Source organism: Schinkia acidoalkalinis, from assembly GCF_054301215.1.
The window spans coordinates 3,754,705-3,774,741 of record NZ_CP182573.1 but is presented as its reverse complement, the minus strand read 5'-3'; the positions used below and the strand labels follow the sequence as shown (position 1 = coordinate 3,774,741).

General features: G+C 38.5%; 19 protein-coding genes. 7 read left to right on the top strand and 12 right to left on the bottom strand.

What is annotated here, in order from left to right; translation table 11 throughout:
• Positions 1–67: 67 nt before the first annotated feature.
• Together ACNQFZ_RS19225 and ACNQFZ_RS19220 are read right to left on the bottom strand one after the other, a co-directional pair.
• Entirely contained in the window at positions 68–1,507 is a 1,440-nt protein-coding gene (locus ACNQFZ_RS19225; RefSeq protein ID WP_458412917.1) for an NAD(P)/FAD-dependent oxidoreductase, read from the bottom strand.
• Between the two features lie 154 nt (positions 1,508–1,661).
• Positions 1,662–2,387: a nucleotidyltransferase family protein gene (locus ACNQFZ_RS19220; RefSeq protein WP_458412916.1), complete on the bottom strand. Its 726-nt coding sequence runs from the start codon at positions 2,385–2,387 to the stop codon at positions 1,662–1,664.
• Positions 2,388–2,569: 182 nt separating this feature from the next.
• Between ACNQFZ_RS19220 and ACNQFZ_RS19215 the strand changes: the two genes are divergently transcribed.
• Complete coding sequence (locus tag ACNQFZ_RS19215; RefSeq protein ID WP_458412915.1) at positions 2,570–3,031, top strand: hypothetical protein; 462 nt, start codon at positions 2,570–2,572, stop codon at positions 3,029–3,031.
• 92 nt (positions 3,032–3,123) lie between these two features.
• On the opposite strand, the gene ACNQFZ_RS19210 is transcribed toward ACNQFZ_RS19215, so the two are convergent.
• From ACNQFZ_RS19210 to ACNQFZ_RS19195, 4 genes are all read right to left on the bottom strand, one after another.
• On the bottom strand, positions 3,124–3,714 hold the full coding sequence (locus ACNQFZ_RS19210) for a cell wall hydrolase (protein ID WP_458412914.1): 591 nt from the start codon (positions 3,712–3,714) through the stop codon (positions 3,124–3,126).
• A gap of 215 nt (positions 3,715–3,929) precedes the next feature.
• Positions 3,930–5,024 (bottom strand): GerAB/ArcD/ProY family transporter, encoded by a 1,095-nt coding sequence (locus tag ACNQFZ_RS19205; RefSeq protein ID WP_458412913.1) that lies wholly within the window; start codon positions 5,022–5,024, stop codon positions 3,930–3,932.
• Positions 5,025–5,044: 20 nt separating this feature from the next.
• Positions 5,045–6,271, bottom strand: a complete 1,227-nt coding sequence (locus ACNQFZ_RS19200; protein ID WP_458412912.1) for a Ger(x)C family spore germination protein — start codon at positions 6,269–6,271, stop codon at positions 5,045–5,047.
• Complete coding sequence (locus ACNQFZ_RS19195) at positions 6,255–7,892, bottom strand: spore germination protein (RefSeq protein ID WP_458412911.1); 1,638 nt, start codon at positions 7,890–7,892, stop codon at positions 6,255–6,257. The genes ACNQFZ_RS19200 and ACNQFZ_RS19195 overlap by 17 nt, the downstream gene beginning before the upstream one ends.
• A 129-nt stretch (positions 7,893–8,021) precedes the next feature.
• Here ACNQFZ_RS19195 and ACNQFZ_RS19190 point away from each other — a divergent pair, with 129 nt between their 5' ends.
• Positions 8,022–8,255: a hypothetical protein gene (locus ACNQFZ_RS19190; protein WP_458412910.1), complete on the top strand. Its 234-nt coding sequence runs from the start codon at positions 8,022–8,024 to the stop codon at positions 8,253–8,255.
• A 15-nt stretch (positions 8,256–8,270) separates the two neighbouring features.
• Here ACNQFZ_RS19190 and ACNQFZ_RS19185 read toward each other — a convergent pair whose 3' ends face one another.
• Positions 8,271–9,878, bottom strand: a complete 1,608-nt coding sequence (locus ACNQFZ_RS19185; RefSeq protein WP_458412909.1) for a flavin-containing monooxygenase — start codon at positions 9,876–9,878, stop codon at positions 8,271–8,273.
• A gap of 1 nt (position 9,879) precedes the next feature.
• Positions 9,880–10,809 carry an alpha/beta hydrolase gene (locus ACNQFZ_RS19180; RefSeq protein ID WP_458412908.1) on the bottom strand — a complete coding sequence of 310 codons (930 nt, stop codon included), beginning with the start codon at positions 10,807–10,809 and terminating at the stop codon, positions 9,880–9,882.
• A gap of 139 nt (positions 10,810–10,948) precedes the next feature.
• Between ACNQFZ_RS19180 and ACNQFZ_RS19175 the strand changes: the two genes are divergently transcribed.
• The gene (locus tag ACNQFZ_RS19175) at positions 10,949–11,641 is read left to right on the top strand and encodes a LuxR C-terminal-related transcriptional regulator (RefSeq protein ID WP_458412907.1); all 693 of its coding nucleotides are present in this window, start codon (positions 10,949–10,951) and stop codon (positions 11,639–11,641) included.
• Positions 11,642–11,689: 48 nt separating this feature from the next.
• Positions 11,690–11,896 carry a CDGSH iron-sulfur domain-containing protein gene (locus ACNQFZ_RS19170; protein ID WP_458412906.1) on the top strand — a complete coding sequence of 69 codons (207 nt, stop codon included), beginning with the start codon at positions 11,690–11,692 and terminating at the stop codon, positions 11,894–11,896.
• A gap of 44 nt (positions 11,897–11,940) precedes the next feature.
• Here the strand turns inward: ACNQFZ_RS19170 and ACNQFZ_RS19165 are convergent, their stop codons facing one another.
• Complete coding sequence (locus ACNQFZ_RS19165; RefSeq protein ID WP_458412905.1) at positions 11,941–14,100, bottom strand: DNA topoisomerase; 2,160 nt, start codon at positions 14,098–14,100, stop codon at positions 11,941–11,943.
• 164 nt (positions 14,101–14,264) lie between these two features.
• Between ACNQFZ_RS19165 and ACNQFZ_RS19160 the strand changes: the two genes are divergently transcribed.
• Positions 14,265–15,680, top strand: coding sequence for a LysM peptidoglycan-binding domain-containing protein (locus tag ACNQFZ_RS19160; protein WP_458412904.1), 1,416 nt, complete (start codon positions 14,265–14,267; stop codon positions 15,678–15,680).
• 66 nt (positions 15,681–15,746) lie between these two features.
• On the opposite strand, the gene ACNQFZ_RS19155 is transcribed toward ACNQFZ_RS19160, so the two are convergent.
• Positions 15,747–18,053: a YcdB/YcdC domain-containing protein gene (locus tag ACNQFZ_RS19155; RefSeq protein WP_458412903.1), complete on the bottom strand. Its 2,307-nt coding sequence runs from the start codon at positions 18,051–18,053 to the stop codon at positions 15,747–15,749.
• 402 nt (positions 18,054–18,455) lie between these two features.
• On the opposite strand from ACNQFZ_RS19155, the gene cspD reads away from it, so the two are divergent.
• Positions 18,456–18,656, top strand: coding sequence for a cold-shock protein CspD (cspD, locus tag ACNQFZ_RS19150; protein ID WP_458412902.1), 201 nt, complete (start codon positions 18,456–18,458; stop codon positions 18,654–18,656).
• Positions 18,657–18,794: 138 nt separating this feature from the next.
• On the top strand, positions 18,795–19,043 hold the full coding sequence (locus tag ACNQFZ_RS19145) for a DUF2564 family protein (RefSeq protein WP_458412901.1): 249 nt from the start codon (positions 18,795–18,797) through the stop codon (positions 19,041–19,043).
• An 82-nt stretch (positions 19,044–19,125) separates the two neighbouring features.
• Here ACNQFZ_RS19145 and ACNQFZ_RS19140 read toward each other — a convergent pair whose 3' ends face one another.
• A complete protein-coding gene (locus tag ACNQFZ_RS19140; RefSeq protein WP_458412900.1) occupies positions 19,126–19,302 on the bottom strand; it encodes a zinc-finger domain-containing protein in 177 nt (58 codons plus the stop codon).
• 49 nt (positions 19,303–19,351) lie between these two features.
• Positions 19,352–20,014 carry a ribonuclease H family protein gene (locus tag ACNQFZ_RS19135; protein ID WP_458412899.1) on the bottom strand — a complete coding sequence of 221 codons (663 nt, stop codon included), beginning with the start codon at positions 20,012–20,014 and terminating at the stop codon, positions 19,352–19,354.
• Positions 20,015–20,037: the final 23 nt, after the last annotated feature.

The following is a 20,037-nucleotide window of genomic DNA, read 5'->3' as shown; positions in this document are numbered from 1 at the left end:
ATACTACTTTTTTGAATTTTTTGTTAATGAAAATTCAATTCATCGAATATAATATTTTTTGGCCCATTTATTCCGTAATCTTACTTACGATATCCCTGGCAATCCAAACGCCGCAGGCGCTTGCCTGTGCCAATCCACGGGTAATACCAGCGCCATCCCCGCCAAGATACAATCCTGAAATGTCTGATTCGAACTTGTCATTTAAGTTTGGTCTTGCAGAATAAAATTTAGCTTCAACACCGTAGAACAATGTGTGTTCTGAAGCTATACCAGGCGTTACATGATTTAATGCTTCTGTCATTTCAATAAGGCTTTTCATAGTATTATATGGCAACACTAATCCTAAATCCCCTGGTACCGCTTCTTTATGTGTTGGCTCAATGAAGCCCTCTTTGATCCGTTTTTGCGTTGAACGACGGCCTTTTAGTATATCCCCGTACTTTTGTACAATAATTCCCCCGCCTGATAATTGGTTTGCCAGCTTTGAAACTTCATGAGCATATTCTGTTGGCTCGTTGAATGGCTCAGAAAATTTATGGGAAACTAACAACGCAAAATTCGTATTATGGCTTCCTAGTTTTGGATCCTTATAGGCATGTCCATTTGCGAGCATAATGCCAGTATGATTTTCAACAACAACATGTCCAGAAGGATTGCTGCAAAAAGTACGAACAGTTGTCCCAACTGATGTATTAAATACAAACTTTCCTTCATATAAATTCTTATTGATTTCCTCCATGACAATGTCAGATGTTTCAACGCGGACACCGATATCCACCTGATTATTGAACATAGTTACACGACGCTTTTTCAATATTTTCGTTAACCATGCGGAACCATCACGGCCTGGGACGATGACAACTTTTTTCGCATGTAAAACTTCACCATCTTTTAGCTCAATGCCAGTTACCTTAAACTTGCCATCTATTTTATCTGTAATAATATCTTCAACTTCCGCCTTAAAACGCATATCGATTTTGTTTTTTAAATATTCATAAATGCTTTGCATAATTTCTAGATTTTGTTCTGTTCCTAAGTGGCGCACTTGTGCTCTTAATAACTTTAAACCAGCAGCATAGCCACGACGCTCAATTTCCTTTACCGCAGGTGTTAGCGGATCCGTAATAGTCTCCGTTGCACCATGACTTAAATTAATTTCATCCACATATTTAATTAATTCGACTACTTCTGATTGAGATAAATAATCGGTCATCCAACCGCCAAATTCACTTGTAATATTGAATTTTCCGTCTGAATAAGCACCTGCTCCGCCAAAACCGTTCGTGATTGAGCAGGCTGGTAAACATCCAGCATATTCTTTACGCCCAGCAGCTGGTGGACATAATTGAATCTTTTTTTCTAATATTGGACAGCGTCTGCTGTATATATCATGACCTTTATCTATTAATAAAACGCTTGCATTTGGTAGCTTTAAAGTAAGTTCATAACATGCAAAAATGCCAGCAGGCCCTGCACCTACTACGATTACATCATAATTGTTTTGCATCAAAATTCCCCCTGTCATTCACCATTATCGTATCTTTTAAACAATCCTTAGATAATATATCAAAATATCAACCCCTCGTCAAATAAAAAACGAACATTATTAAACGCATTGATAATAATGTTCGTTTTTTACAAACTATTTGGTTACTTTCCAGCTAGCCGGATATTCTAATATTTCCATCTATTAAGTCATGGACTGTTTTCTCATATTTAGCAATATTCCCCACATCTGACCAGTATCCTGAAGTTTTAAATCCGAATATTGGCAGACCTTTTTTCAATAACATTGGGAAAAGGTCTAAGCTAAAATCTACTACTTCCTCTTTCTCTATATAATGTAATATGGCTGGTTCCATGACAAAAATACCCGTATTGATCTGATTCGTGAAAACATCAAGCAGTAAAGGCTTCTCTAAAAATCGGGTTACTTTACCTATATCATTTGTTTTAATAATTCCATAATCCAACGGATTTTGAACAGTTGTCATAAAGATTGTAACAAGCGCTCTTTTTGCCTGATGATACTGAATACCCTTTGTTAAATCAAAGTTCGAGATGGTATCACCGTAGATCACAACAAATGTTTCATTTAAAAACTCTTCCGCATTTTTGATACTTCCTGCTGTTCCTAAAGGTCTATGTTCCTTGAAATAAGTAAGCTTTACTCCAAACCTTTGGCCATCTCCAAAATAATCTATAATTTTTCTAGATAAATATTGAACAGTAACCGCAATGTCTGTGATTCCGTGCTTTTTAAGATGTTCAATACAATATTCCATCACCGGTTTGTCTAAAATGGGGATCATCGGTTTCGGCAAATGATTTGTCAGCGGACGTAATCTATTTCCTCTTCCACCAGCAATAATAACCCCTTTCATCATAATCACGCCTTCACGAATTTATCACTACAATATTCACCTATAGTTACCATTTGTATGAAAACTGTTCCAAATTATTCCTTTATTTGTAAAGAAAAGGGTAAAATTTTTATCATAAATCAAGTTATACTATCTATAATATAGAGATTCGTTATTTTACATTTTTTATTTGAGGAGGGTGTAAAATGAGTGATTACGAGGCTGCCAGTTTGTTTGCGTATAGTATGGGAACTCTTTTCCTTATACTTCTTTTACTATTTATTCCTTACATTTTTGGTGCCATTGGTTTGTACAGGATGGCTAAGCGTGCTGAGATAGGTAATGAATGGTTAGCTTTTATTCCAATCGGGAACGCTTATATTGTCGGTGAGCTTATTGATGCAAAATTAAAATGGTTTACAGTTGGTAATAGCGGAGGAATCAAACTATTGATCATATGTATAGGTGCACTTGTCATAAATATCATCCCCGTGATTGGAAGTATCATATCCATTTTATTGGGAATATTTTGGCTTGTGGTGTATTATTGGTTATTTGAAAAATATTCAGAAAGTGCGGTAGTACTGACAATAGTCAATGTCATAACAGCAGGTATAGCTAGTGCATTTATTACGTTTGCACTACGCAATAAAGAAGCTAGATATTAAGTTGGAAGATGGAAAACGACTGTTTCTTAATGGAAACAGTCGTTTTTTGTTTGGGATGGTTTTAATACTCTTTCATATTAAGAGGGTTTACATTATTTAGCAAATCTATGATTTCCTATTGATACCGTTACTTCGCGTGAGAATACCCAGCTACTTGTAGAAGTTGCAGGGTTATAGAAATAAAGGGATCCATTTCCTTTACCTCTAAATGAGATTGCCTCTTCTACCGCCTTTTTTGAGAGTTTATCAGCAGGTTGATAAATGGTGCCATTCTGTACTGGCGTAAAGGCATAGTGTCCACCTTCCTTTTGATAAACGACCCCTTTGATTGTATTCGGAAACTTTACACTATCGAGTCTATTAAGGATGACCGTAGCTACTGCAACTTTTCCCGCATAAGGTTCCCCCTTTGCCTCAGCCGAAACAAGACGAGCCATTAGGTCTTTATCCGCTGTAGAAATGATCCCGCTAGGTATCACTAGTTTTTGTCCAACAAGTAATCTATCACTTGATTTATCATTTATACTTTTTAAATATTCTTCTGATAACCCATATTTTTGAGCGATGTTCCAATAGGTTTCTCCATGTTGGACTGTAATCATTGCAGCATTAGCTTGGGAGTTTAACCCAAATAATGATAATGAAAGAGTACCCACCATAAGTGCTTTTTTCAACATTTTCATATTTAGTTAACCTCCTAGAGCTTTTTTTGACACTTACTAGGTTAACAGACATTCAATTGAAAATGTCCTTCCAATTCATGGAACGATGTTGGATTAGTATTCCATTCCCTGATATATTGATTGTTTCATAATTTTTCATGGGGGAAATTACCAGTAATAATTTGAAATAAATGGGAGTAAACTTGCGGAAAGGAAAAAACCCAAAAAGATCAATACTATGTTTTGGGTCTATTTTTTAGAAAAGCGATCAGAAGTAATAAAATTGGAATAACTACTTGGAATGGAAGGTGAAGAAGCATAGGGACAACTTGAATGCCCTCATAAATATGTTCCACATAATTACCGGCAATTGTAAGTGATAAAAACAAAATTACTAGTCCCAGTGGATATGTAATCTTAGACGGCTCTTTAATATTGAACAAACTAGCCATTCCTGCAACAACTGCATAAAAGAAAATACTGATTTTAAAAAAGCCCCCGATTATCATCGCAATCATAAAATAAACATCCAACCGTTCGATAAAATCTGCTATTTTGATTGTTTGGATGGTCGAAAGTAGGGGGAATGGTGACCGTTCCGTTAGATTAACACCAAGCACACTTATATTAATTGCCATCACTAAGGCCAAATTAATCCCGGTTAATCCTAACGCTAATAACCCTGTCATTTTCGCATGTTTTGGTTTATTTAAATAAGGAAGGATCATTCCAAAAACAACGGCCTCCCCAAATGGGAAGAACAGGGTTTGCGTAAAGGCACTACTCATTACCGGTGCAAACCCTTCTTCAAGTACAGGCCGCAATTGCTTCAAATTAATTAAACCTGAAATTACAATAAGAATAAAGCCAGTAATAGAAAGGAAATTAATTAGAATAAAAAAAAGCTCCCCCGTTCTTGCCAATACCTCAATTCCTTTTCGGATGGTATAAATAATGACAAGCATTAATAATGTATTAACAATTAATAAGGGCGTGTCTGGATAAGCAATGGTAATGAGCATGCCTCCGAAATCCCGCAGTACTCTTGCTGCTAAATACGCAAAATAAAGTACATACAAAAAGGCAACAATCCGTCCACTTATTTTTCCGACTATTTTTGGAATAAATTCAGTCAATGGTGCGTCAGGATAATATTGGTAAAGGCGATAGTAAACTAAAAATAAGCCGCCACCCCCTACCATGGCAAGTAAAATGGCAAGCCAGGCATCTTGTTTTGCTTCGATTGCTGTCGGTACCAATAATGCGCTCCCTAATTCGAACATGACAATTAGCACAAAGAGTTGGTAATTACTAATCTTCGCTTTCTCCATAGCCTGCCACCCTCCTTTTATTACTGACTTTTTCCCATAGAAGAAAAATAAGGTTTGCTTCTAATTCCCGTACGACGGATAAAAGCATCCACTTTTACGTTTACCTTCAATTGCGGAAAATTAACATCATCCCAGTCGTTTTTTAGCTTCTTCCATGCTTTTGGGTCTGCAAGATGGACGGATTCACCAAACCCAAAGACATCCGTTTTTTTCTCTTGTGCAAATTGCACAGCTGATTGTATTTCTTTCCTTATTTCTTTTTCGATTATCTTTTCTATTTCATTTATAATGGTTGGGTCTGTTAAATCGATTGGAACTGAAACTTCACCAATATCCCCTTCCGTCCGAACTTCAACCGTTATGGCTGGTAAATTTTGTTTTGTTTTTCTGGCTGAAACTTTTGTTTTTTGTCGTACAATCTGGTATACGATAGATTGTTTTTTCCCTTTCCAATCAACAGCAATCGCAGTAGCAGTAAGTTTATTGCGAAGAAAAACGACCCCTCTTGCCTTTTCACCTTGAAGCCAGGAAATAAGCTTTCCATTTTTAAATATACCTAGACTACTTGCTTCAAGTGTTACATCAGGCGTGGTTTGTTGGTTTTCAGCCAATTTCTTTCCTTTGTCAACATCTCCTTTTAATCTAAAACCACTAATAACTGGCTCTATGCCAGGTGATACACTGTTATTTATGAGATCTTGAATATTGACTGTTATCAATTCTCCCCACCTTTTTTCTGTGGATTGCAATGTTTTGATCACTTTATTGGCGGGAATTTTATCAACCGGCGTTATAATTTTCACAATATCTCCTGCAGCTCTACCCTGGGCAATCACTATTGTCGTTGTTGTTCTAAATTCAGGGTCTCGTTCCAGTGCATCTAATACATTGATTAGTCCCTCCTCCCTTACCAATTTCTCACTAACAACTACTAAATTCGTATGGGCATAATACAACCTCCTCGAGACTTTTTTCGTTGCACGCCTGCTCGCCTCAACAATATTATCGCCGGTGCTTGAAAAAACCGTAACAGGGGATGCTTGTCCGCTAGGCTGTGTTCCTGTTGCCACATTTCCTGGATTTATAAGTTGTAAGGTCAAAACATACTTTCCTTCCTCATTTTTGTCAATTCCAAGCGCAGAAACTAACATTATATCTGTTAACTCCTTTTGGCTCCAACACCCCGAAAGCAGAAAAATTATTGTTAATATAAAAAAAGGAAAGGTCCCTCTATGCTTCACTGTCATCACCTTCAGTATCCTCGCGATTTTCCATTTGGCGCGGTTGAGGTGGTTTTGGCTTTTGATTATGCCCCTCTCGGATTACATTTTGATCAGTAATTAATTGTGGCCTATTTTTGAATGCCCACCATGGAACCCTCACAATCGTATCTTGAAAATTTGAGGGTATGAACGGTGCAAACGGTGACATATAGGGGACTCCAAAAGAACGTAAACCGCATAAATGGACGACCAGCATTATAAGACCAAGGACAACTCCGTAAAAACCGAAGGCTGCGGCTGCTATCATAAAAACAAAGCGAATCAACCGGGCCGCTATCGCAATGGAAAACGCTGGGGTTGCAAAATTTGCAATTGCTGTAATTGCGACGACAATGACCATAGCAGGTGAAACAATCCCGGCTTGAACTGCTGCTTGGCCGATGACAAGGGCACCTACAATGGAAATGGCTGAGCCAACAGCTCTTGGCATACGAATCCCCGCTTCCCGTAGTATTTCAAAGGCGACTTCCATCATTACTGCCTCCACAAAAGCCGGAAAAGGCACTGCTTCGCGCTGGGCAGCCACCGCTATCAATAACTGGGTTGGAATCATCTCCTGATGAAAAGTAGTGGCGGCAATATAAACAGATGGTGCAATGACCGAAATAAAAAAGATTAAAATGCGTAAAAAGCGTACGGCTGTTGAAATATCAAAACGCGCATAATAATCCTCCACTGATTGAAAGAACTGAATAAATAAAGCAGGTGCAATTAGAACAAACGGGGTACCATTTATAAAAATCGCGACCCTGCCTTCAAGGAGGTTTCCCGCAACCGAATCAGGTCTTTCTGTATGGTAAAGGGTCGGAAATGTTGTAAAAGTTTGATCCTCAATAAGTTGTTCAATATACCCTGACTCAAGGATCCCATCTATTTCAATCCTTTTTAAGCGGGTGCGCACTTCTTCAACAATTTCTTCCTTTGCGATTCCCTTTATGTACATTATCGCAACATCTGTTTTCGTCACCCTGCCAATTTTCATAGATTCCAACCATAAATCAGGGCTTTGAATCCGGCGCCGCACAAGCGAGGTATTCGTCCGAATTGATTCCGTAAATCCATCCCTCGGGCCGCGCACTGTCACCTGACTGCTCGGTTCTTCAACAGACCGTACTTCTCCCCCTTTGGTGTCTGCACATATTGCCAGTTTTCCACCATCAAGAAGGATGATCGTTGCCCCAGACATTAATGATGTAAACAATACCTCCCAATCACCAACAAATTTCACATTTCCTATTGGGAGAAGCTCGTCCTTCATCACCTCTAATGCTTCTTTTTGTCGTAACTTTTCCGGTAGCATAGGATTTCTCATGAGTGATTCCAATAAAAAATCATGAATGGTTTGACCGTCTACAATTCCTTCCACATATACGATAGCGGCATTGATTTCGAAATTATTTCCTATTTTTACTTCTCTTGTGATAATATCAGGACTATTTCCTGTTTGTTGCTTAATTTTTTCAAGATTATCAAATAGCCGCTCAAATAGTGGGCATTGAAAGTCACTATTCGGGGGTATTTCGAGGTTTCCACCACCATTATTTACCTTTTGTAGTTGTTTTTGGCGTTTGAAAAATGGGGGCATCTAGTAATACCTTCCTTTTGCATTAATTTCCAAACTATCCAGCATACGTTTATTATTCCGAGTTTATCCTGAACTATTCATAATAGGAAGAGCGAAAGTGGGGAAAATAATCAATGGAGTGTGATGGCTGTGAAAAAAATTGGAATTTTTTTCTTTACTATTGTCCCTTTAATGGCCTTATCTTTTGGGATTGATCTTTATCAAGGATTTGATGCACATTCAGCCGTACACAACGCCTTAAGTCCATTTCAAGTAATGGATGCATCTGAATGGATCGTGATTATTCTATTTATTTCTTTATTACTGGGAGAGTTTTTTGTTTCCTCTTATAAGAAAAAAAGAAGCATAAAAGGGCAAGCGTAACCTGCCCTTTTAAAATTATCTACTTAATGTAAAGCCTTCATAGTTTTTACTCGCTACTTCTTGAATCATTTGATTATATGGTGCATACCCACCGAGATAAATCAGAAAGCCGCGCGGTTTGCCAGGAATATTTGCACCTGTATACCAAGAATCCGTCTTTGTGTAAAGCGTCGCACCCGCCAACTCCCCACACTGCTGACTCCAAGCCAGTTCTGCTTCTACATTTGCCTCAATTGTTCGAATATCATGGTCACGAAGATACTTGATGCAATCTGCAATCCATTCGACATGCTGTTGAATGGCAACTGGTACATTTCCTAATACCGATGGACTCTCAGGACCTGTAACCATAAACATATTAGGGAAGCTTGCGGTTGCTAGACCAAAGTATGTGTTTACCTTTGCGCCACCATCCCATTTTTCCTTTAACGAAACCCCATTTTTACCTCGGAAATCAATTTTTAATAGTGGTCCTGTCATACCATCGTAGCCTGTTGCAAAAACAATGATATCCAGTTCATACTCTTCTTCTGTTGTACGGATTCCTTTTTGGGTAACCTCTACAATTGGTGCACTTTTCACGTCTACTAATGTAACATTATCACGATTATACGTCTCAAAATAATTCGTATCTAATACGATTCGTTTTGTGGCAAAATGGTATGTTGGCATTAATTTCTTTGCAGTTTCAGGATCTTTCACAATTTCTCGTATTTTTGACCGAACAAATGCACCTGCTGACTCATTTGCTTCTTCATTCGTAAGGAGGTCATTATAGACCCACATTAATGCAGGACCGCCTTTCTCCCAAGCAGCAGAGTATACCTTTTGGCGTTCTTCCGGTGTATCATCTAGGGCTGAGCGATCAGTCGCCCAAATTGGTAATCCTGCTATCGATTCACGCATTTGACTAGCAATCTCATGGAAGTTTTCTTTTGTTTGCTGTTTGAACTCCTCGCTATAAGGATAGTTTGCAGCCGGGAGGCTATACTGTGGAGTCCGCTGGAATACTGTTAGATGGGCTGCTTCTTGCGCTATTACTGGAATCGTCTGTATTCCGCTTGAGCCCGTTCCGATTACACCGACCCGTTTCCCTTTTAAATCAACCTTTTCATGTGGCCATGCTCCGGTATGGTACCACTCACCCTCAAAGCTGTCTAAGCCCTTAAAGTTCGGGACATTCGTTGCGTTTACAGATAGACAGCCTAATCCTGTGATTAAATATTTTGCAGTGACAGGTGAGCCGTCTTTTAGGTGAACCTTCCAAAGATTTTCGGCTTCATCATAATGTGCCGCTTTCACTTCTGTGTTAAACTGGATGTCTCGCCGGAGGTCAAGCCTGTCAGCAACAAAATTTAAATAACGAAGGATTTCCGGCTGCTCTGGAAATCTGGAAGTCCAGGTCCATTCCTTATAAAGCTCTTCTGAAAAAATATAATTATAGTAGATACTTTCTGAGTCACAACGAGCTCCTGGGTATCTACTCCAGTACCATGCGCCACCAACGCCATCGCCTTTCTCATAGACGCGAGTAGAAAATCCAGCCTCACGTAAAAGATGAAGCATATACATCCCCGAAAATCCTGCACCAATTACAATCGCATCAAAGTTTACATTTGTCATTTTATTTTACCTCCTTTAGAAATTGAGCAATTTTAGAAATAGTCCCTTCAATTCGTTCCGGGAACACAGCCATATTCGTAAAGAAACCGTGAACTAACCCTTCTTCACAAACAGCCTCCACTTTAATGCCATTTTCTGTCAGACGGTTTGCGTAAGCCAGTCCTTCATTCCTAAGTACATCAAATTCTGCTGTAATGACAAATGCTGGAGGAAGGCTACCCAAGTTTTCAGCTAATAATGGGGCAACATAAATGTTTTTCGCATCCTCTTCCGTTCTAATGTAATAATCGCCAAACCAAATCATTAAGTCTCGATCGAGGCCATAGCCTTCCGCAAATTGTTGATAGGAGCCCGTATCATATCCTAAATCAGTAACAGGATAAATAAGGATTTGCGCGTTAATCTTCGGTCCTTTACGGTCCCTTGCTATCATCGATACAACCGCAGATAAATTTCCACCGGCACTATCACCTCCAACAGCAATACTGGAAGCGCTTGCATTTATTTCCGCAGCATTTTCACTCACCCATTGTAGTGCTGCATATGAGTCTTGTACTGGAATTGGAAACTTATATTCAGGAGCTAGTCGGTAATCAATAGATACGACAACTCTTCCTAGTTTATTCGCCAGCATTCTGCAACTGGCATCAGCTGTTTCCAAGTCACCAATCACCCAGCCGCCGCCATGGTAATAAACAAATAAAGGAAATGGCCCTTCCCCTTCCGGCGTATAAATTCTAATTGGAATGTTTACCCCCTCAGCTACTGGAATGTAACGATTCTCCACCTTCCGAAGTGAAGCTAATTCAATTTCCGGAACAGGAGCTTGGGCGAACATATCCCTAACAGCCTGTGGCTCCATTGTTTGAAGCAATGGCATTTGATAAAACAAATCAAGATAAGCTTTTGCTTTCGGGTCTAATTGAGCCATAATTTACCTCCTACTTTTCGTTTGGTTACATTCAAAGAACAAATTTCTATAACTTGTCTATAATTATTTTATTATTTTCGGAATAACAAGAATATTCCTATTATAGGATGTACTAACTACCTAAAAAGGGGATGATTAGATGCCTTCTGAATACTCCATGCGTGAACAGATACGAAAACTGGAACACTTGTCTAGTCACGAAGAAAAACTGTATCAAATGCTTGAAGTCTATATGAAACTTTTTCCGATGAGAAACGCTTATTTATTCAGATATTCACCTTTTGGTTATCTTGCGGAAGGAATCTTTTTGGTCACAGCTACAGGTTTAGTACATATTAGAGAAATGCGCGATGATGTAAGATCACTACCTGTCATTTGGGCTGCTATTCGTGAAAAGAAGGCAAAATACGTTTCTGGGATTGAATACCTTAAACAAACAAGTTGCAAGTATGTCATCGGCTCCCATATTAGTTCTGTAGTAGTTGTACCACTGTTTATGGGATCTGTTGTGATTGGTTATATTTGTAGTACGGAATTTAATGAGGGGGTAGACGTTGACGATAAACTGCTTACATCGCTAACAATGTTTGGAAAATTAAGTGAAAAAATCATCGAGAATTCTTACATGGAGGATTCGAACCTTTTAAGTAATCGGGAATTTGAAGTCATGCGAAGAATTTCTTGGGGAGAAACTACAAAAGAAATGGCAGATTCAATGAAAATTAGTGATTTAACCGTTAAACAGTATGTCAAGACTGCGATACAAAAACTTGGCGGACAAAATCGCGCCCATGCCGTTGCACAATTATTTCGAAAAGGGATTCTTTCCTAAACCGTTCTTGAATATAAGTTAATTAATATGCGAAAAGGATGTGATAATTTGGAGAACGAAAATGTAATCATTAAGATCAATGATAATGGCTCCATCCGCATAAATGGCAATGTTGAATTAGTGGATGGTAGCGGAGAAAAGTTTGAGGTCGGATCCACTTTTTCACTATGCCGCTGTGGCGCTTCAGAGAAAAAACCTTTTTGCGATGGTACACATAGAAAAATCGCTTTTACTAGTGCACCAAGGGCAAAATGAACGTTAGGCACACAGAACAATTTTGTGTGCCTCCATTTCCTTACTTACCCATTTTCCTTCGTAAACTCCATCTTCCAACTGAAATAGGCATTATCCGGATTCTTGATGTAACGTAAATTAGCATCAAATTTATTGCCATTTTTACTCGTGAATCCTTTAACATGGGCAACGCCGTTTTTTAAAAGCGCCTTTACCATCGTTTTCGTGGGCTTCTTTTTCATTGCCCCTAAAAATTTATCATTCTTCCAAACCACAAATTTACAGCCATTTTTCCAATTGCTGCATCCAAACCCTTTTTGGCCTTCAATCACTGCATGACCACATAGGGGACAATTCCCCAATGATTCCACTGATTTTTTCTCAGACACTACCTCTTGGATCGTGACTTCTTGATCAGCCTTTATTTTTGAAACTGAATCTACTGTAAAATCAAAGATTACCTTCAGAAAGGCATCTTTGGCATATTTTTGTTTTTCAATATCTGCCAGCGTTTTTTCAAGTTTGCCGGTAAATTCAAGGTCAAATAAATTTTTTATAGGAAAGGTTTCAACAAGCTTCCGCCCAACATCAGTACAGATCAAATTTTTATTTTGTGTTGTAATATAGCCAACATCTTTCAGCTTTTTAATCGTTTCCGCCCTTGTTGCCGGAGTTCCGATGCTAAAACCGCTTAAAATGGCCACAAGCATTTCTTCACTGTCTTCTTCTTTATAGCTTTTTCCGCACGTTTCCATGACGCGGAGTAATGTTTTTTCGGTATGGTGCTTAGGTGGTTTGGTTACATGGGAAGTCATCTCATGCTTTTCAATGTCAACCTCTTCATTTACTTCAACAAATGGCAAAATCGTATCCTTTGATTCAATCTGCTCCACCTTTTTCCAACCACGGACAAGCTCCACTTTCCCTTGTGAGTAGAAAATACCTAGTACATCTTCAACTTTTGTGATAATCTTCGTTTCTTCATATTCTGCAATCGGCATAAACTGAGCAATGAAGCGATTTTTTATTGCTGAATAAACGATTTCCTCATCACTCGTAAGCGACTTCGCTTTCAAATACGTTGGAATGATTGCGCTATGGCTCTCTACCTTTGAATTGTCAAAGACACGTTTTAGTTTTGAAAAGGTAATTTCATCTTTCAATGGATGTCCTTCTGTTAAACTTTCTAAAACCTTCGCGGCCCTGCCTACTAGGCTCTCCTCCAACACGACACTAGCGGTCCGCGGGTATGTAATAAGCTTTTTCTCATATAACCCCTGCGCCACCTTTAATACTTTATCGGATGTCCATCCCTTGAATTTGCTTGTGATTGTCCCTTGGAGGTTTGTAAGATTAAATAAATAAGGGGGATATTCTTTTTTACGCTCTATTTGTTTATCTAGAATTTTCCCCTTTTTTCCCTCTATTTGTTGCTCAATAATTTGTAGATGATTGGGGTCTTTAAACTTATCTTCTTTATCCTCTTGATAAACTGCTTCATAATATTCATTTTTTGAAGTACGGAATGTCGCGTTTAATTTATAGTAGCTTTCCGGCACGAAATTTTTGATTTCCTGATCGCGGTCATAAATAATCTTCAAAGTTGGCAATAATACTCTACCGATATTTAAAGCTTGTCCCTTGCCTTTTTGGTATTTTAAAGTGGCAACAGATGTAAGATTAATTCCAATGATCCAGTCTGCCCATTGCCTGCTAATCCCTGCATCCTGAAGCGGCTTTAATTCATGATTTGATTTAAGTGCATGTAAGCCCTTTAATACCTCATCAGGCGTCCATTCATTTAATAATAGACGATAAACAGGCTTGTTCACTTTTAAATTGTAGATAATCGTATCACCAATAATTTGTCCTTCGCGGTCGTAATCGCACGCAGAAATGATTGTATCAACATCTGAACGTTTCAATAAACGGTATATCGTTTTTAATTGCTTTTCAGCACCAGCATCCTTAAAGTCACGATTTTTCGGACTGGATTTCACTTTGTAGCGAAACTTTTCCGGGATAAATGGAAATTTCTCCATCCTCCAACTCTTCATCGATGGTTCATAATCCTTTGCATCATAAAGTTGTAATAGATGGCCAAATGCCCATGTTATACAATAGCCATTTCCTTCATAATAACCATCTTGTTTTCCCTTTATTTTCAGTGCATCAGCAATGTTTTTCGCAACAGAGGGTTTTTCAGTTAAAATGACAGCTACCATTTTGACAACCATCTCCTTAAAAAATGTCATTATGACCGAAGAAGTCTATATTATAGCACATCTCGGGGTTTTTCATCTAAAAAATCTTACAGAGTAGACAAAATACACAATCTTCATTCTTGCATAATATAGTACATTATCGAAAGATGTTGGAGGTGATCCTATTGCTTATCCATGTTGTAAGAAGCGGGGAAACGCTTTGGCAGATTGCTAATCGTTACAACGTAAGTACAAATTCGATTGTACAAATAAATGAATTGCAATATCCAAATCAGCTGGTGATTGGTCAATCTTTGGTTGTTCCAACAGCAAACACAACACATGTTGTTTCATCAGGTGAAACATTATGGTCAATTGCACAACAGAATGGTGTAACAACTAATGATATAATCCAGGCTAATAATCTAACAAATCCTAATCTTGTATATCCCGGGACCAAGCTCATCATCCCACCACGCGTCCATGTTGTTCAATCTGGCGACACATTATCAGCCATTGCAAGCCGATATGGTACTACGGTCCAAACCATTATCCGCTTAAATCAAATTCAAAATCCAAATCTTCTTTATATTGGTACACGCTTACTGATTCCAAGTCCAAAACCGACAATTGAAGTCAATGCTTACACCTATCAAGGAAGTGAGGATGCTGCTGCTGCATCCATTAGTGAGGTTGGCCGCCACTTAACATATCTAAGCCCTTTTGCCTATAAAATTAAAGAGGATGGAACATTGGAGCCATTTCCTGACAACAAGGCAATCACTGCCGCGTATTCACAAAGGGTTGTCCCAATGATGGCGATTACCAACTTTACGTCCACCTCACTTGGTTCCAATTTAGCGAATACCATTTTAGCTAATCAAGAGCTAAGCGAAAAAGTGCTGACAAACGCTCTTAAAGTAATGGATGAAAAAGGCTACCGCGGCTTGAATATTGATTTCGAAAACGTCCTACCTGCAGATCGTGAAAATTATAACCGCTTTATGCAGCTTGCTGTTAATCGTCTTCATCCAAAAGGCTATTTTGTCTCAAGTGCACTTGCACCAAAGACCAGCGCCGAGCAATCAGGCCTGCTATATACCGCCCATGATTATGCAGCCCACGGGAGAATTACTGATTTTGTCGTCCTCATGACCTACGAATGGGGGTACCGTCTTGGTCCGCCACAAGCAATCTCACCGATTAATCAAATGAGGCGCGTCATCGAATACGCTGTAAGCGTTATGCCTCCTGAAAAAATTTTCCTAGGATTCCAAATCTATGCACGCGACTGGGTGCTCCCTCATGTAAAGGGGCAATCAGCCAGAACCTTTGGTGTTCAAGAAGCAGTGCGGCTTGCAGTAACCCACGGCGCAACAATCCAATATGATGAAAGGGCACAATCTCCGTTTTTCCGTTATGTAGATGATCAAGGGAAACAGCATGAAGTTTGGTTTGAAGATGCTCGAAGTGCCCAGGCAAAATTCGATTTAGTGAAGGAATTTAAGCTACGTGGTGTCAGTTATTGGGCGTTGGGATATGACTATCCACAAAACTGGGCGTTGTTGGAGGATAATTTCAATATTAAGAAACTTATATGATAGAAAGCTGCTAAACTAGTTACCTATTAGTTTAGCAGCTTTTTTGATAAAAAGAATCGTTACTTTCTAACGATTATATTTCCCACGTTCTTGTAAAAATTGATAAAAGGCTTGAGCTCCGGCCGCGCGTGTTACTTTTTTCACAGGCTCAAAATTATTATTCGTTGCAGGCATAATGCCTAAATGATGAACAATGGCTGCATGACCTTTTTTCGTGATTTTTTCAGCATCAGCAAAATTGATATTGAATAATGCTGGGACCTCGGCAAGCTTATCTAACTTCATGGCCTTGACAATCATTTCTGCCAATTCTTCACGAGTTACCGTTTCATTTGGTTTAAACTCTGAACTTGTTTTATCAATTAACCCTTGCTGAACTGCTGATTCCACATAAGCATAATATGGTGAATTACTTCCTACATCGTTAAAGGTTGCCGGTCTACCTCCACCCACAAAGTTCATTTTATAGTAATATGGGTCTGGATTGGTGACAAGCATGAGCATTTTCACCATTTCGCCTCTCGTAATATCTTCATCTGGTTTTACAAGTCCAGCGTCATCAACATCAATCGCATAGTAATCAATCAACAGCTGTAACGCTTTTTCATTTGGATGACCTTTTATATCCTTTGCCACAATGTTTCCTCGGATTGGCTCGCCTGTTTCGATTGATACCCATTTACCTTTCGTCGCATCAAGATAAACAGCTTGATCCTGCGGTTTCATTGCTAAGTGGTACACAAGCTTTACTTTAGGCGCGGAATAAATTGGCCTTGGTGTAGAATAATCAACATTTTCAATATATAAATATTTAGGGACAATCGTATAATTATCGAAATAAGCTTCTTTCCCTTTCTCTACTGAAACAGCGCTTTTTGCATCTGGGAATTTAGCTTCCGGGTCCAAGCTTTGAGAATATTGGAAGACCTCTCCAGTTTCCGTTCCTACAGTTACATTTACAAACTGATCTTCAACAACGATTCCATTAACAAGGCGATGGAAGGTGAAATAAAACTCCCTCATTTTATCTGGATTTTCCGGCTTTGGATTTCGTACTGGGTCGAACGTTAATTGGTTAAGAAGCTCAGGTGCAAAGGTTTTCAAAGCTTCCTTCGCTTTTACAAGTGCTTGTTCATAATTAACAGCCTGTTTGACTGTCTGATTATCACTATATGGTTGATATCTGCTTTGGTCTTCCTTATAATAATTCGTGATTTGTCCAGAATGACCATTAATAGAGACATTGATCCATTGTTGGGACTGTTCACCGAGTCTCCAATTTAAATTCCAAACCGGAAACCTTTGATATTGGTCTTCATCATTAAAATTAACATTTTCCAGGACTGCGCTCGCCGGAATATCAAATTGTTTTTTCGCGATTTGAATCGCTTCTTCTTGAGTTATATTTTTTTTAACGGTAGTTGTTTGTGTTGGTTTCCCAGCTGCAAGCGGTTCAAGTTTTGCTGGCAGCTTGTTAATATCGATTGGTTTTCCGCTGAAGTCAAGCCATTGTCCAGTTTTCGCATCAATGTATGGATAATTAAAACGGCTGTCATAAGCTAATTTTACAGTTGGTTTTTGCTCTGCCTGCGGCAATTGGTAATTATAAATTGTTTGATATTTTAATTGAATTTGTGTACCGTCTTTTATTTTTTGCTCAGCTTGCTGTTGTGAAATCATTCCTGAAGCAGCTGGGATGCTTAAGTCATCTGACCAACGATATTCATAGCCGACTACTTTACCGTTTCCGTCAACGGTGATTGAAATAAATTGGTCTTGGAATGGAATACCATTTTCAACACGAGCGAATGAGTAATAGTAGTTGGCATTCCCTTGTAATGGCGGTTTTTGATTAGCAAGATTTGTAGTATCTAACTTTACGATACTAGCCTTTTGTGGTACTTTTTCTTGTAAAAATCGTTCAGCAACTTTTTTCGCACTTTCCCAATTAAATTTTGGAGGATAGGAAGCTTCTTGATTGTATGTATCCTCCCAGTTGTTCATTGATATGACCGTTCCGTTTTCAGCATCAATTGTAACGGAAATATTTCCATAGCCTTGCTCAGTTTGCCGATTCCAGTTAATATTCCATACTGTACGATTACCTGGGTACCAATTACCTTGATAACTGACAGATTGCTGTGTGTAATCCTTAGGCACTATTACAAAGTCTTTCGCAATCTCAATCGCTTGATCCTTGGTAACTTTCGCTGCTACCACTTGACTTTGTTCAGGGCTCATTTTCACAGCATCAGACGCCACTTTTCCCGTACTGTATTCCATTGTCTGTGGTGCTGCGCTTGCAAAAGGAACTGCGGCCATTTGTGGTAATACTAGCATACAGCTAAATACAATTGCTTTTTTCTTCATCATAATTTCCCTCCTTAGACAAGTTTTTCCTCCATACTATTTAGACGTATTCAAAGATGGAAAGTTTCATTCAAAAGAAATGAATTCAAAAATATTTTTATTTTATTTTTCTTGTATACTTTTTTTATCACTATTAAAAGATGATTACTATTGTTTGCGGAATACTGTTGAACATCGTTGAATGCTGTTATTTCTTGCTTTTACAAATTTTTATAAACTAAAATATGGAAAGCTAAATGGTTATAAGTGGGAGGAAATACTCAAAGACAATTTTTATTAAATATTTTTTTATTGTCTTGTTTTCTTGATTGGTAAATGCTATATTATTACTAATCAACTCACGATTTGTAGTTGATATATATTTTCGAGCACTTTCGTGCAGGATTTTTAGGAGGATTAATAAATATGCAAAACGGTAAAGTAAAATGGTTTAATGCAGAAAAAGGATTTGGATTCATCGAAGTTGAAGGTGGAGACGATGTATTCGTACATTTCTCAGCAATCCAATCTGAAGGTTTCAAAACTTTAGAAGAAGGTCAAGAAGTAACTTTCGAAATCGTTGAAGGTGCTCGTGGTCCTCAAGCAGCTAACGTAACAAAAGCTTAATTTGAACCCTAAAATTAATGAATAAGCCTATAAATGAAAAGACTGCCCTATGGGTGGTCTTTTTCTGTTTTTAATGAATGAAATTCCCACAATAAACAAAATCTATATGTAGAACTTGTCTTTTAAGGAGGAATACATATGGGAGAACCATTTAATGATTTAAAACAAGTTGAGCTTTCCATTGATGCTGCCAAAAAAATGGTTGGGTCTGCAACGATGAGCATGGAACCAGGTCAGCTGGAAGCGGCTACTGATGCTGTGAATCTTGCGAAAGGCCATCTTCAGGATGCCATGCGAAATGCAACAGGTGTCGATGATGAATTTTTAAACAAGCAGCAATCTCTTTTGGATGATTGTGCAGAGCAATTAAAGGAAGCTAAGCGCTAACAACGTTTGTATTAAAAAGTGAAAGCTGATTAGCGACCAATAACGGTTGCCTAATCAGCTTTTTTATTTTTGTTCGAATTCGTTAGGAAAGGATTTTTCCATACTTTTTAAGGTCGCTTCCGACAGTACATTGATGGATACAAAAGCGTTGTGCATATTTTTTGCCGAATTCCTTACGGTGATGATGGACTAAAAAACAACCGTTGCAATATGTATCCAAAATCTCTCCGACCTTCTCAATGGCTTCTTTTCGATCCATCCACTCACCTCCATCTTTTGTAAAATTCATGGACGAATTTTTCAGATTACTACCCATTTTGCAAATCCAAGCGACTGTCAATTTCTATTCCATTTAATGCTTGGAATGCAAGTTGATCGCATTCTTTATTTAGCTTCCGTGAAATTGGCTCGAAACTAGCCATAATCCCTAGCTTTTTCATTTTTTCCTCAATCCGGTCTATCCAAGGCATGAATTCTTCTTCATAGACAGGCCATTCACCGCTTAATTGATTTAATACCACCTGTGAGTCCCCTTTAAATGTTACATCGATATGGTGAACACCTAAAGTCTCAAGTTCTTGCAGCAAAAGCCAAAACGCAGCATATTCCGCCTCGTTATTGGACTTAATTTCCTCAAATAAACTGTTTTTACGGACGCGGTATTGTTTATTATTTTGCGTAAAATAGATAGCCACACCTAAACCGGCCTTCCTTGATTCAAGATCGTAGCCTCCGTCAAAAAATGCAACAATATCATGAGGCTCTGTTTCAATCCCTTTTACAAATTGCTGTAATTCTTTTTTCGTCCATGATTGGTCTCGTGTATCATAAAACATGAGTTCTTTCGTTCGACCTGTTTTCTCAAAGTCTTCTGCAAGAAATAGTGCTTCGTTTGCTGGCAAAAAATCTGAAGTCAATTCAATCTGTCTGCCTTTTGGATGTTTGTAAGTCCAATGTATTGATACCTTCACAACATAATCCCCTTTCGACAGTT